The sequence below is a fragment of the Streptomyces canus genome (assembly GCF_030815415.1).
GTDB lineage: Bacteria > Actinomycetota > Actinomycetes > Streptomycetales > Streptomycetaceae > Streptomyces > Streptomyces canus_F.
The window spans coordinates 7,308,370-7,322,130 of the sequence record NZ_JAUSWW010000001.1; the positions used below are offsets into that span (position 1 = coordinate 7,308,370).

The window sequence follows — 13,761 nt, forward strand, 5'->3', positions numbered from 1 at the left end:
CGGGTCCAGCATCGGCCCTGGACGGGTGAGGCGCACGTGGAGTGCGGCGGATTGTTATGTCCCGTACAGGGCGGCCAGACGGCGCGCGTCCTCGGCGAAACAGGCCCGCAGACCCTCCGGAGCCAGCACCTCCACCTCGGGGCCCAGCGACAGCAGCTGCGTACGGGCGACCTTCTCCGACTCCACGGCGACCGTCACGGTCACCCAGCCGTCCTCGTCCGGCGCCCCCGCCCGCTCCAGCGCCTCACCGGTGGAGACCCGGTCGGCCAGGGCGTACGGCAGCCGGCGCACCCCGTCCGGTGACAGCCGAACGACGACCTCGGCCCGCAGGATCGACCGTGCGAACCGTTCCGCCTGATCCTCCCAGAAGGCGGGGAGATCGAACTCCTCGTCGCGTTCGAAGCGGTCCGCCGAGGGTTCCACCGTCGTGAACCGGTCGATCCGGTACACCCGGAAGGAACCGGGGTCGGGAATCCGCGCGCACAGGTACCAGACCCCCGCCTTCAGCACGAGCCCGTACGGCTCCAGCTCCCGCTCGACCTCCTGAGCGCCCTTGCGATAGCGGGCGGTGACCCGGCGGTCGTCCCACACCGCGTCGGCGAGCGCGGGCAGCAGCTCGGGTGTCTTCGGCTCGCTCCACCAGTTCGGGGCGTCCAGGTGGAAGCGCTGGGCGGCCGTCTTCGAGGCGTCCCGGAGCGAGGGGAGCAGCGCGGCGGAGACCTTCAGACGGGCGGCCGAGGCGGCGTCCTCCAGGCCCATCTCGCGCAGCGCCCCGGGCACACCGGACAGGAACAGCGCCTCCGCCTCACCCCGGGCCAGCCCGGTCAGCCGGGTCCGGTACCCGCCGATCAGCCGGTAGCCCCCGGCCCGCCCGCGATCCGCGTACACCGGAACCCCGGCCTCCGACAGCGCCTGCGCATCCCGGGTGATCGTCCGCTCGGACACCTCCAGCTCCCGCGCCAGCTCGGCGGCGGTCATCGAGGGCCGGGACTGGAGGAGCAGGACCATCTTGATGAGGCGGGCGGCACGCATACAGCCCATGATGCGGGGCGCTCCGCGGGTTGGGCGGAGTCGGGTGCGTTTTTCGGGTGCGGGCCGGTGGGGGGTCGGTCGCGCAGTTCCCCGCGCCCCTAATAGACAGGCGTGCCTAGGCCGACCTGCTTTTAGGGGCGCGGGGAACTGCGCGACCAGCCCCCACGCACCCGTGGCCGAACTACAACCTGTACCGCTCCCGCGCTTCCTTCACGGCCGTCGCCTTGACTTCTCCGCGCCGCGCCAGCTGGGCGAGCGCCGCGACCACGATGGACTCGGCGTCGACGCCGAAGTGGCGGCGGGCCCCCTCGCGGGTGTCCGAGAGGCCGAAGCCGTCGGCACCGAGCGACGAGTAGTCCTGCTCGACCCACTGCGCGATCTGGTCCGGGACCTGGCGCATGTAGTCGGAGACCGCCAGCACCGGGCCCTCGGCGCCGTGCAGCGCCTGACGGACGTACGGCACCCGCTCCTCGCCGCGCAGGAGGGCCGCGTCGGCCTCCAGCGCGTCGCGGCGCAGCTCGGTCCAGGAGGTCGCGGACCACACGTCGGCGGCCACACCCCACTCCTCGGCCAGCAGTTGCTGCGCCTTGAGGGCCCAGTGGATCGCCGTGCCGGAGCTCAGCAGCTGGATCCGCGGGGCGTTCGCCGCGGCCGCGTCCAGGCCCGCCGACTCCGCCGTGTTGAAGCGGTACAGGCCTTTGACGATGCCCTCGTCGATGCCGGGTCCGGACGGCTTGGCCGGCTGGGGCATGGGCTCGTTGTAGACCGTGAGGTAGTAGAAGACGTTCGGGTCCTCGCCCGGGGCCGCCTCGCCGTACATCCGGCGCAGACCGTCCTTGACGATCGCCGCGACCTCGTACGCGAACGCCGGGTCGTACGTCAGGGACGCCGGGTTCGTCGCCGCGATCACCGGCGAGTGACCGTCCGCGTGCTGCAGGCCCTCGCCCGTCAGCGTCGTACGGCCCGCCGTCGCGCCCACCAGGAAGCCGCGGCCCAGCTGGTCGCCGAGCTGCCACATCTGGTCGGCCGTGCGCTGCCAGCCGAACATCGAGTAGAAGATGTAGAACGGGATCATCGCTTCGCCGTGCGTGGAGTACGCGGTGGACGCGGCGATGAAGTCGGCCATCGAACCGGCCTCGGTGATCCCCTCGTTGAGGATCTGGCCGTTCTCGGCCTCCTTGTAGTACATCAGCTGGTCACGGTCGACCGGCTCGTACGTCTGGCCCTTGGGGGAGTAGATGCCCAGGGACGGGAAGAGGCTCTCCATGCCGAAGGTGCGCGCCTCGTCGGGGACGATCGGCACCCAGCGCTTGCCCGTCTCCTTGTCGCGGACCAGGTCCTTGATCAGGCGGACGAAGGCCATGGTGGTGGCCACGTTCTGGGAGCCGGAGCCCTTGTCGAAGGAGGCGAAGGCCTTCTCGGCGGGGGCGGGCAGCGGGGCGAGCGCGTGCGTACGACGGGCCGGGGCGGGTCCGCCGAGAGCGGCGCGGCGCTCCTGGAGGTAGCGGACCTCGGGGGAGTCGGCGCCGGGGTGGCCGTAGGGCACGACCCCGTCGACGAAGTCGCTGTCCTTGATGGGCAGTTCCAGCAGGTCACGCATCGTCTTGAACTCGTCCACCGAGAGCTTCTTCATCTGATGGTTGGCGTTCTTCGACGCGAAGCCCTCGCCGAGGGTGTGGCCCTTGACCGTCTGGGCCAGGATGACCGTCGGGGCACCCTTGAACTCGACGGCGGCCTTGTAGGCGGCGTAGACCTTGCGTGCCTCGTGGCCACCGCGGGAGAGGTGGAAACACTCGAGGATCTTGTCGTCGCTCAGCAGCTTCGCCATCTCGGCGAGCGCCGGGTCCTTGCCGAAGAAGTCCTCGCGGATGTAGGCGGCGCCACGGGTCTGGTACGTCTGGACCTGCGCGTCCGGTACCTCGCGGAGCCGTCGTACGAGCGCACCCGTGGTGTCGAGCTGGAACAGCTCGTCCCAGGCCGTGCCCCACAGCGTCTTGATGACGTTCCAGCCGGCGCCGCGGAACTGGGCCTCCAGCTCCTGCACGATCTTGAAGTTCGCGCGGACCGGGCCGTCGAGGCGCTGGAGGTTGCAGTTGATGACGAAGGTGAGGTTGTCGAGGCCCTCACGCGAAGCCAGTGCGAGTGCCGCCGTCGACTCGGGCTCGTCCATCTCGCCGTCGCCGAGGAAGGCCCAGACGTGGGAGTCCGAGACGTCCTTGATGCCGCGGGCCGTCAAATAGCGGTTGAAGCGCGCCTGGTAGATCGCGGAGAGCGGGCCCAGACCCATGGAGACGGTCGGGAACTCCCACAGCCAGGGCAGCCGGCGCGGGTGCGGGTAGGACGGCAGGCCGTTGCCCCCCGACTCGCGGCGGAAGTTGTCGAGCTGCTGCTCGTCGAGCCGGCCGTCGAGGAAGGCGCGGGCGTAGATGCCGGGGGAGGCGTGGCCCTGGATGTAGAGCTGGTCGCCGGAACCGTCGGCTTCCTTGCCCTTGAAGAAGTGGTTGAAGCCGGTCTCGTAGAGCCAGGCCGCGGAGGCGAAGGTGGCGATGTGGCCGCCGACGCCGTATTTGGAACCACGGGTGACCATCGCGGCCGCGTTCCAGCGGTTCCACGCGGTGATCTTCCGCTCCATCTCCTCGTCACCGGGCGCGGACGGCTCGGCGGAAGTGGGGATGGTGTTGACGTAGTCCGTCTCGAGCAGCTTGGGCAGCGCGATGCCGTTGCCCTCCGCGCGCTCCAGCGTGCGGCGCATCAGGTACGCGGCACGGTGCGGGCCGGCAGCCTTGGCGACCGCGTCCAATGAGGCCTGCCATTCGGCGGTCTCCTCGGGGTCACGGTCCGGGAGCTGATCGAGCTCGCTCGGCTGGATGGCGTAGGGGTCGGTCATGTCGCCGCCTTCCTCAGTCGAAGGGGGTTCCCTCATCGGCAAGGGTTCGGGGTTGCCCTAGGTCTTTGGCAGGACAGGGCTCAAGCCTCGTTGGAGAGGCCGTCAGCCTCGGTAGAGGCCCGTCGGCGACTGTAACTCCCTGATCGATGATCGATCAAAGGGTTGAAGGGCAAAACCTCTCGATTACGAGAAAGTAGGCACGGGGTGCCTCCGGCGGTGGCACGGGGTGACGTTATCGCTCCGGTGTTTTTGCAGGTGAGAGTGCGTTTGAGCGAGGGCGTGCTCGGTTGGCCAGGGGTGCGGGCCGGTGCCGATGTGCGGCAGCCCCTGGGGACGGGACGGGTAGGGGCGGCGGGGGGCGAAACACCTCCGGCGACGACGGCTAGTCGGCTTCGTGGCGCGGCGCGCAGCCCAGCACATGCGCCTTCACCAGCTCCGCGATCCGCGGATCCCGGCGCCGGAACGCCTGCACGAGCTCCTCGTGCTCCTCCGCGTAGGACTGCTGGACCGTGCCCAGCCAGCGGATCGACAGGGCCGTGAAGACCTCGATGCCGAGCCCCTCCCAGGTGTGCAGGAGGACGGAGTTGCCGGCCGCGCGGACCATCTCCCGGTGGAAGCCCACCGTGTGCCGCACCTGTCCCGTCCCGTCGGACGCGCGGTCGGCCTCGTAGAGCGCGGCGACATGAGGCTCCAGCGCCGAGCAGTCCTGCGCCAGCCGCTCCGCCGCCAGCTCCGCCGCGATCGCCTCCAGACCGGCCCGGACCGGGTAGCTCTCCTCCAGGTCGGCCGCCGTCAGGTTCCGCACCCGCACGCCCTTGTTGGGCGCCGACTCGATCAGCCGCAGCGACTCCAGCTCGCGCAGCGCCTCCCGCACGGGGGTCTGACTGACCTCCAGCTCGGTGGCGATCCGTCGCTCCACGATCCGCTCGCCCGGCTTCCAGCGACCGCTGACGATCCCTTCCACGATGTGCTCGCGGATCTGTTCGCGCAGCGAGTGGACGACGGGCGCGGTCATGAGTGCTCCTTAGGGAGGGGCCGCCCATCGGCCCCGGGGGCGTTTGACGTTTAGACAATAAGGCCGCACGCGCTTTCCCGAGGGGCGCACGGGGGCGCTTTCGTGCAGGTGAGACGAGACTTACACGCTCCACAGGGCGGCTCACCCTGTAAAGACCCGTACCGGGTCCGGCCCGGAGCGGTCACCGCCGTGTCACCGCAGCAACCCCGGGAGCCCGCTCCCCGTCGCGTTCGGCAGGGGAGTGTCCGCGAGGGGCGCCCCCTGGCACCAACCATCGGGGGATGGCATGAACAACCAAGGACGACGCGGAGCACTTCGCTGGACGGCCGCGGCGGCCGTGATCGGCACGGTCCTGGGCATGACGGGCTGCCGGCAGACGTCCACGGCCACGCGGGCGGCCGCGAAGCCCGAGAGCTCGGCAGCGGTCACCGGTATGGCGGGCGCAAGCACCTCCGGCGGCGCCTGCGTCTTCATCAAGCCCGACGGCGCCCAGAAGTTCGGCCACGTCGGCTGGGGCTTCCGGGTCGCGGGGACCAACCGCTGGGTGTACGGCGCGGTGGAGAACCCGAGCGCCGGCCTCTACACCCCGCCGGGCGGCGACATCGGCGCCTGGCACGCCGAGGGCTCGTACGAGCGCATGCTCGGCGAGATGTCCCGCGACGCCCACTATCCCGGCAACTCCGAGCACCCGTACAGCCGTTACCGCTGCACCAACTCCTCGACGCACGACGTGAACGCCGCCCGCGCGATGATCCGCACCGTCGAGTCCCGCGGCTTCCTCGTCGGCTTCGACCCGAAGACCGGCGACCTCACCTCCCGGGACTGCCTCGACGCGACGTACGACGTCCTGAAGGCGTACCGCACGAAAGGACTCACCCGCGCCGACAAGCTGTCCGTCCCGAACGTGTGGGTCGAGCTGCTCTGGGGCTGGTCGGACAAGCGGCTGACGCCCCGGTGACACGACGGTGCCCCGACCGGAAAGCTCCGGGCGGGGCACCGTACAGGCACTGCTTTCTGAGGCTTACAGGCCGAGCTCGACCTCGAACTCGCCCGCCTCCAGGATCGCCTTGACCGCGGTCAGGTAGCGGGCCGCGTCGGCGCCGTCCACCAGACGGTGGTCGTAGGAGAGGGTCAGGTAGGTCATGTCGCGGACGGCGATGACCGTGCCCTCTTCGGTCTCCAGGACGGCCGGGCGCTTGACGGTGGCGCCGATGCCGAGGATCGCGACCTGGCCCGGCGGCACGATGATCGTGTCGAAGAGCGCACCGCGCGAACCGGTGTTGGAGATGGTGAAGGTCGCGCCGGACAGCTCGTCCGGCGTGATCTTGTTGGCGCGGACCTTGCCGGCCAGCTCCGCCGTGGCCTTCGCGATGCCGGCGATGTTGAGGTCGCCCGCGTGCTTGATGACCGGGGTCATCAGGCCCTTCTCGGAGTCCACCGCGATACCGATGTTCTCGGTGTCGAAGTAGGTGATCGTGCCCTCGCCCTCGTTGATCTTGGCGTTGATGGGCGCGTGCGCCTTCAGCGCCTGGGCCGCGGCCTTGACGAAGAACGGCATCGGGGAGAGCTTGACGCCCTCACGGGCGGCGAAGGAGTCCTTCGCCCGGCCGCGGAGCTTCATCAGACGCGTCACGTCGACCTCGACGACCGAGGACAGCTGCGCCTGCTCGTGCAGCGCCTTGACCATGTTGTCGCCGATGACCTTGCGGATGCGCGGCATCTTGACGGTCTGGCCACGGAGGGGGGAGGCCTCCAGGGACAGCGCCTTCCTGGCGGCGGGGGCGGCCGGGGCGGCAGCGGCCGGAGCCGGAGCAGCGGCGGCGGCCTTCGCGGCCTCGGCGGCGGCGACGACGTCCTGCTTGCGGATACGACCGCCGACGCCGGTGCCCTTGACGGTGGCCAGGTCGACGCCGTTCTCGGCGGCGAGCTTGCGCACCAGCGGGGTCACGTAGGCGCCGTCGTCACCCGCGGTGGCGGCGGGCGCGGCCGGAGCGGCGGCGACCGGAGCCGGAGCGGCCGGCGCGGGGGCCGGAGCCGGAGCCGGGGCAGCGGCGACCGGGGCCGGGGCAGCGGCGACCGGGGCCGGCGCAGCCGCGGGTGCGGCGGGGGCCGGAGCCGGGGCCGGCGGGGCTGCGGGTGCGGCCGGGGCAGCCGGGGCCGGAGCGGCGGCGGCCGGGGCAGCGGCCGGAGCCGGGGCCGGAGCGGCGGGAGCCGGGGCAGCGGCCGGAGCCGCACCCGGGGCACCGATGACGGCCAGCTTGGCGCCGACCTCAGCGGTCTCGTCCTCGCCGACCGTGATCTCCAGCAGCACACCCGAGGTGGGCGCCGGGATCTCGGTGTCGACCTTGTCCGTGGAGACCTCGAGCAGCGGCTCGTCGGCCTCGACGGAGTCGCCGACCGACTTCAGCCAGCGGGTGACGGTGCCCTCGGTGACGGACTCGCCGAGCGCGGGCAGGACGACGTCCGTGCCCTCGGCGGAGCCGCCGCCGGTGGCGGCCTCGGCGGTGGGAGCGGGCGCCGGAGCGGCCTGCTCGGTGGAGGGGGCCGCGGCGGCCGGCTCCGGAGCCGCGGCGGGCTCGGGCTCGGCGGCGGGGGCAGGGGCGGCGGCGGGCGCGCCCGTGCCGTCGTCGATGACGGCCAGCTCGGCGCCGACCTCGACCGTCTCGTCCTCGGCGACCTTGATGGAGGCCAGGATGCCGGCGGCGGGGGAGGGGATCTCGGTGTCGACCTTGTCGGTCGACACCTCGAGCAGCGGCTCGTCGGCCTCTACTCGCTCACCCTCGGCCTTCAGCCATCGGGTGACAGTGCCCTCGGTGACGCTCTCGCCGAGCGCCGGAAGGGTTACGGAAACCGCCATGGTTTCGGTTGCTCCTTACGAATTGCGGAAGTCTGTGTCGTCGCGAAGTCGCTTCGTCGACCGAGGGTCAGTCGTGAGCGTGCAGCGGCTTGCCGGCCAGTGCCAGGTGAGCCTCGCCGAGCGCCTCGTTCTGCGTCGGGTGGGCGTGGATGAGCTGGGCGACCTCGGCCGGCAGCGCCTCCCAGTTGTAGATCAGCTGGGCTTCGCCGACCTGCTCGCCCATGCGGTCGCCGACCATGTGGACGCCGACCACGGCACCGTCCTTGACCTGGACGAGCTTGATCTCGCCCGCGGTCTGCAGGATCTTGCTCTTGCCGTTGCCCGCCAGGTTGTACTTCAGAGCGACGACCTTGTCCGCACCGTAGATCTCCTTGGCCTTGGCCTCGGTGATACCGACGGAGGCGACCTCCGGGTGGCAGTAGGTCACGCGGGGGACACCGTCGTAGTCGATCGGGACGGCCTTGAGGCCGGCCAGACGCTCCGCCACCAGGATGCCCTCGGCGAAGCCGACGTGCGCGAGCTGGAGGGTCGGGACCAGGTCGCCGACGGCGGAGATGGTGGGGACGTTCGTCCGCATGTACTCGTCGACCAGGACATAGCCGCGGTCCATCGCGACGCCCTGCTCCTCGTAACCGAGACCGGCGGAGACCGGGCCACGGCCGACGGCGACGAGCAGGAGCTCGGCCTCGAACTCCTTGCCGTCGGCGAGGGTGACCTTGACGCCGTCGGCGGTGTACTCGGCCTTCGAGAAGAAGGTGCCCAGGTTGAACTTGATGCCGCGCTTGCGGAACGCGCGCTCAAGAAGCTTGGAGGAGTTCTCGTCCTCGAGCGGGGCGAGGTGCTTGAGACCCTCGATGATCGTGATGTCGGTGCCGAAGGACTTCCAGGCGGAGGCGAACTCGACGCCGATGACACCGCCGCCGAGGACGATGGCCGACTTCGGCACGCGGTCCAGGACGAGGGCGTGGTCCGAGGAGATGATGCGGTTGCCGTCGATCTCCAGGCCCGGCAGCGACTTCGGCACGGAGCCGGTCGCGAGGAGGACGTGGCGGCCCTGGATGCGCTGGCCGTTCACGTCGACCGAGGTGGGGGAGGACAGCCGGCCCTCACCCTCGATGTACGTCACCTTGCGGGAGGCGACCAGACCCTGCAGGCCCTTGTAGAGCCCGGAGACCACGCCGTCCTTGTACTTGTGGACCCCGGCGATGTCGATGCCCTCGAAGGTGGCCTTCACGCCGAACTGCTCGCTCTCGCGGGCCTGGTCGGCGATCTCGCCCGCGTGCAGCAGGGCCTTGGTGGGGATGCACCCTCGGTGCAGGCAGGTACCGCCGACCTTGTCCTTCTCGATCAGGGCGACGTCAAGCCCCAGCTGCGCCCCGCGCAGGGCCGCGGCGTAACCGCCACTACCACCGCCGAGGATCACTAGGTCGAAAACGGTGCTGGCGTCGTTCGCCACGTCACGTCCTCCATGCATGTGCGCCGTACGCCGGTCGTCCATGACCGCGCGGCGGCTGGTGTCCGGCCGCTCTTTCTTCGGCCCTGTGGTGGGGGCCCTGTCCTGCCGAGTGCCATCTTCGCACTTGTCGGAGGAGAACGAGACGCCGGGCCGGGGTGTGAGACACCACACGCTCACATGTGAGGACCTCACTTTGAGGCAGGGGTCACCGTGAGACACCCAGGGGCACGGGGCTGTGCCGACATGCGGCTCCGGCGGCCCTACGGGACACCGACGCCCTTAGGGGCGCGGGGCTGTGCCGATCTGCGGCTCCGCCGCGCGGGCGCGACCAGCTCCGGGTCCATCGGGGCGTACGGGACACCGACGCCCTTAGGGGCGCGGGGCTGTGCCGATCTGCGGCTCCGCCGCGCGGGCGCGACCAGCTCCGGGTCCATCGGGGCGTACGGGACACCGACGCCCTTAGGGGCGCGGGGAACTGCGCGACCAGCCACCACCGGCCCGCACTCGCCCACGCCCCTAAGCGATCGAGCTCTCAGGCGAACGTCACCCCAGGTCACCCGCGGCAGTCAGCTCCGCCAGCCGCACCAGCGTCCTGACAGCGGTACCCGTGCCCCCCTTGGGCGTGTACCCGAACGGCCCACCCTCGTTGAACGCCGGACCCGCGATGTCCAGGTGCGCCCACGTGATGCCCTCACCCACGAACTCCCGCAGGAACAGCCCCGCGACCAGCCCGCCACCCATCCGCTCACCCATGTTCGCGATATCGGCCGTGGGGGAGTCCATCCCCTTGCGCAGGTGCTCCGGCAGCGGCATCGGCCACGAAGGCTCGCCCACCTCGGCCGCGGCCTCGTACACCGCGGAGCGGAACGCGTCGTCGTTCGCCATGATCCCGAACGTCCGGTTGCCCAGCGCCAGCATCATCGCGCCGGTCAGCGTCGCCACGTCGACGATCGCGTCCGGCTTCTCCGCGGAGGCGGCCCACAGCGCGTCCGCGAGGACCAGCCGCCCCTCGGCGTCGGTGTTGAGCACCTCGACGGTCTTGCCGCTGTACATCCGCAGCACGTCACCGGGGCGCACGGCGGAACCCGACGGCATGTTCTCGGCGAGCGCCAGCCACGCGGTGACGTTCACCTCCAGACCGAGCCGAGCGACGGCCACGATGGCGGCGAAGACCGCGGCCGCCCCGCTCATGTCGCACTTCATCGTCTCGTTGTGACCGGCCGGCTTCAGCGAGATGCCGCCCGAGTCGTACGTGATGCCCTTGCCGACGAGCGCGAGGTGCTTCTTCGCCTTGGCGGAGGTGTACGACAGCTTCACCAGCCGGGGCGCCGCCGCCGAACCGCCGCCGACGCCCAGGATGCCGCCGTAGCCGCCCTTGAGCAGGGCCTTCTCGTCGAGCACCTGCACCTTGAGGCCGTGCTCCTTGGCCGCGGCCTGCGCGACGGCCGCGAAGGCCTCCGGGTACAGGTCGTTCGGCGGGGTGTTGACGAGGTCACGGGCCCGGTTGAGCTCCTCGGTGACCGCGAGGGCACGCTCCACGGCCGCCTTGAACGCCTTGTCGCGGGGCTTGCCGCCGAGGAGGGCGACCTCGGCGAGGGGCGCCTTGCCGTTCTTCGGGTCCTTGGCGTTCTCCTTGTAGGCGTCGAAGGAGTACGCGCCGAGGAGGGCGCCCTCGGCGATCGCGCCGGCGTCGGCGGCGTCGGCCAGCGGCAGTGCGAAGGCGGCCTTCTTGGCGCCGGTCAGCACGCGGGCGGCGGCGCCGGCGGCCCGGCGGAGCGCCTCGGAGTCGAAGGAGGCGTCCTTCTCGGGCTCCGGGCCGAGCCCCACCGCCACCACGAGGGGCGTCTTGAAGCCGGACGGCGCCGGCAGCTTCGTCACCTCGCCCTCGGCGCCGGAGGCGCCGAGGGTCTCCAGGACGCCGGCGAGGCTGCCGTCGTAGGCCTTGTCCACAGCTTCGGCGCCCGGGGCGACGACAAGGCCCCCGGCCTTGGACACAGAGCCCTTGGCGACACCGATCACGATCGCGTCGGCCCGCAGGCCGGGCGCCGCGGCGGTGCTGAGAGTGAGAGCAGTCACGGTGGTGAAATCTCGCTTCCGATGTGAAGTTCAGTTGGTCGAGTGTGGGTGGGTCGACCGGGCCCGACAGCCGACCCTAGAACCGTGTCCGGGGGCGGCATCGACCGGGGCCTTCACCCCGTCGATGAACACCCGGAACGAGCCTACGCGCGTATGGCTGGTTCGCTCATTCCTACGGGCGTTCACCTGTGAGTGGCGTCATGGCCACTTCTCAATCCTTACTCCCGGTGAGCTCAGTCACACTCCTCGTGTTCCGGTGAGCGCATCGCTCACCGCTTTGCATGATTTCCACTGATCATCCTTGGATTTACCACAAGGGGATCTTCTGGGGGAGGGCACACAGAATGGCGCAGAGTGCGCACAGACGCAGAGGCGCGGCCGCGGTCCTGACCGCCGCCGGGCTACTGGCGTTGGGGCTCGGAGTGCCGGGCGCGGCGGCAGCGGTGACGCCGCGCATCGATCTCAGAGTGCTGGTCGTGGACAACGGCGACAGCCCCGTCCAGGCCATCACCGCCCAGCTGAAGAGCACGGGCATCCCGTACACCACCGTCTCCCTGAACGACGCGAACCGCCCCGCCATCACGGCCGCGTTCCTCAGCGACACGGTCAACGGCGCGCCCCGGGCCAAGTACCAGGGCGTCGTCCTGCCCAACGAGGCCCCGTTCGGCGCCGGTTCGGCCGAACAGACCGCGCTGGAGACGTACGAGAAGACGTACGGCATCCCGCAGGTCGACGCCTACACCTGGGCGCACCCGGGCGTCGGTCTGGAGTACAGCAGCTACTCCGGCTCGCTGGACGGACAGGCCGCGGGCATCACGGCCGCCGGCAAGTCGGGGTACTTCGGCTACCTCGACGGAGCCCTCACCTTCGAGGACAACTCCCCGTCGGTGATGGAGAGTTACGGCTATGTGGCCATCCCGGGGGCGGGCTTCACCAGCTATGTCGACACCGCCGTGCCCGGCGGCTCGGGCCGCGGCAGCCTCGTCGGCGAGTACGTCCACGACGGGCGCCGCGAACTCGTCGTGACCTTCGCGTACAACCAGTACCAGCAGCAGTTCCGGGTCCTGGCCCGCGGCATCGTCGAGTGGCTGACCCAGGGGGTGCACCTGGGGCAGGCGCGCAACTACTTCGCCGTGCACGTCGACGACGTCTTCGCCCCCGACAGCCGCTGGGACACCGAACACAACTGCACCCCCGGCGACTTCGACTGCGCGGGCGGTGACGGCACGGGAACCACGCCGATCCGGATGACCGCCGCCGACGCGGTCCGCGCCGCCCAGTGGCAGCAGGAACAGGGCTTCACGCTCGACATGGTCTACAACGCCGGTTCCGGCGAGGAGTGGAAGACCGAGAACGGCGGCACGGACGCCTTCGCCACCCAGCTGCTCGCCGACAAGGCCAAGTACCGCTGGATCAACCACACGTACACACACAAGTTCCTCGGCTGCGTCCAGGACACCTCCACGGTGCCGTGGAGCTGCGCGAAGAACACCAGCGGCACGACCCAGTACATGAGCCGGGCCGACATCTCCGCGGAGATCCGCGACAACTACAACTGGGGCGTCTCCAAGGGCCTTCCGCTGACCCGCGCCGAGCTGGTCACCGGCGAGCACTCGGGCCTGAAGACGCTGCCGCAGCAGCCGAACGACAACCCCAACCTCGCCGGCGCCCTCGCCGACAACGGCATCAAGTGGACCGCCTCCGACAGCTCCCGTGAACCCGACCAGCGCGAGGTCGGCAGCGGCACCCTCACCGTGCCCCGCTACCCGATGAACGTGTACTACAACGTGGGTACGAACGCCGAGATGGTCGACGAGTACAACTGGATCTACGCCTCGGCGGCCGACGGCGGCAGCGGCATCTGCGAGAACAACCCGTCCTCCACCTGCCTGGCCGAGCCGCTCGACCCGGCCACGGGCTACACGTCGTACATCGTCCCCCAGGAGGCCCGCACCGCCCTCGGACACGCCATCAGCAACGACCCGCGCCCGCACTACGCCCACCAGTCGAACCTGGCCGAGGACCGGACCCTCTACCCGGTCATGAACAAGGTCCTCACCGACTACCGGGCGCTCTTCGCCGACAACACCCCGGTCCAGAACCTCGCCCAGGCCGCCATCGGCACCGAACTCCAGCGCCGCGCCACCTGGCAGGCCGCGCTGGCCTCCGGCAAGGTCACGGCGTACCGGGTCGGCACGACGGTCACGATCACGGCACCGAACGGGACGCAGATCCCGGTGACGGCCCCGGAGGGAACAAAGCAGCAGCTCCTGATCGGCACGACCACCTTCGGTACGGCGTACGCGGGAAGGCGCTCGGCCTGGACCACGCCGGCGGCCCTGCAGTCCGCGTTGACGCTGAAACTGCCGTAGAGGGGCGCCCCTCAAGGGGCGCGGGGAACTGCGCGACCAGCCACAACGAGCCCGCAGCCGGGGTCC

General features: G+C 70.7%; 8 protein-coding genes. 2 read left to right on the plus strand and 6 right to left on the minus strand.

Annotated features, from left to right (window positions below):
• Positions 1–54: 54 nt before the first annotated feature.
• The 3 genes from QF037_RS33795 to QF037_RS33805 form a co-directional block, all read right to left on the minus strand.
• Entirely contained in the window at positions 55–1,032 is a 978-nt protein-coding gene (locus QF037_RS33795) for a helix-turn-helix transcriptional regulator (RefSeq protein ID WP_307031862.1), read from the minus strand.
• 181 nt (positions 1,033–1,213) lie between these two features.
• Complete coding sequence (gene aceE, locus QF037_RS33800) at positions 1,214–3,919, minus strand: pyruvate dehydrogenase (acetyl-transferring), homodimeric type (protein WP_307031864.1); 2,706 nt, start codon at positions 3,917–3,919, stop codon at positions 1,214–1,216.
• Between the two features lie 382 nt (positions 3,920–4,301).
• On the minus strand, positions 4,302–4,934 hold the full coding sequence (locus QF037_RS33805) for a GntR family transcriptional regulator (protein WP_046257782.1): 633 nt from the start codon (positions 4,932–4,934) through the stop codon (positions 4,302–4,304).
• A 286-nt stretch (positions 4,935–5,220) separates the two neighbouring features.
• Between QF037_RS33805 and QF037_RS33810 the strand changes: the two genes are divergently transcribed.
• Positions 5,221–5,892 carry a hypothetical protein gene (locus QF037_RS33810; protein ID WP_307031866.1) on the plus strand — a complete coding sequence of 224 codons (672 nt, stop codon included), beginning with the start codon at positions 5,221–5,223 and terminating at the stop codon, positions 5,890–5,892.
• 63 nt (positions 5,893–5,955) lie between these two features.
• On the opposite strand, the gene sucB is transcribed toward QF037_RS33810, so the two are convergent.
• The 3 genes from sucB to QF037_RS33825 all read right to left on the minus strand — a co-directional run bounded on the left by sucB (position 5,956) and on the right by QF037_RS33825 (position 11,323).
• Complete coding sequence (sucB, locus tag QF037_RS33815) at positions 5,956–7,791, minus strand: 2-oxoglutarate dehydrogenase, E2 component, dihydrolipoamide succinyltransferase (protein WP_307031867.1); 1,836 nt, start codon at positions 7,789–7,791, stop codon at positions 5,956–5,958.
• Between the two features lie 67 nt (positions 7,792–7,858).
• The gene (gene lpdA / locus QF037_RS33820; protein WP_307031869.1) at positions 7,859–9,247 is read right to left on the minus strand and encodes a dihydrolipoyl dehydrogenase; all 1,389 of its coding nucleotides are present in this window, start codon (positions 9,245–9,247) and stop codon (positions 7,859–7,861) included.
• 543 nt (positions 9,248–9,790) lie between these two features.
• On the minus strand, positions 9,791–11,323 hold the full coding sequence (locus QF037_RS33825; protein WP_307031871.1) for a leucyl aminopeptidase: 1,533 nt from the start codon (positions 11,321–11,323) through the stop codon (positions 9,791–9,793).
• Positions 11,324–11,667: 344 nt separating this feature from the next.
• Between QF037_RS33825 and QF037_RS33830 the strand changes: the two genes are divergently transcribed.
• Positions 11,668–13,695, plus strand: coding sequence for a hypothetical protein (locus tag QF037_RS33830; RefSeq protein ID WP_307031873.1), 2,028 nt, complete (start codon positions 11,668–11,670; stop codon positions 13,693–13,695).
• Positions 13,696–13,761: the final 66 nt, after the last annotated feature.

Excerpts from the sequence above, each read along its gene's own strand:
- QF037_RS33810 (WP_307031866.1), top strand. The coding sequence starts at position 5,221 with ATGAACAACCAAGGACGACGCGGAGCACTTCGCTGGACGGCCGCGGCG.
- aceE (WP_307031864.1), bottom strand. The coding sequence starts at position 3,919 with ATGACCGACCCCTACGCCATCCAGCCGAGCGAGCTCGATCAGCTCCCG.
- QF037_RS33805 (WP_046257782.1), bottom strand. The coding sequence starts at position 4,934 with ATGACCGCGCCCGTCGTCCACTCGCTGCGCGAACAGATCCGCGAGCAC.
- QF037_RS33830 (WP_307031873.1), top strand. The coding sequence starts at position 11,668 with ATGGCGCAGAGTGCGCACAGACGCAGAGGCGCGGCCGCGGTCCTGACC.
- sucB (WP_307031867.1), bottom strand. The coding sequence starts at position 7,791 with ATGGCGGTTTCCGTAACCCTTCCGGCGCTCGGCGAGAGCGTCACCGAG.
- QF037_RS33795 (WP_307031862.1), bottom strand. The coding sequence starts at position 1,032 with ATGCGTGCCGCCCGCCTCATCAAGATGGTCCTGCTCCTCCAGTCCCGG.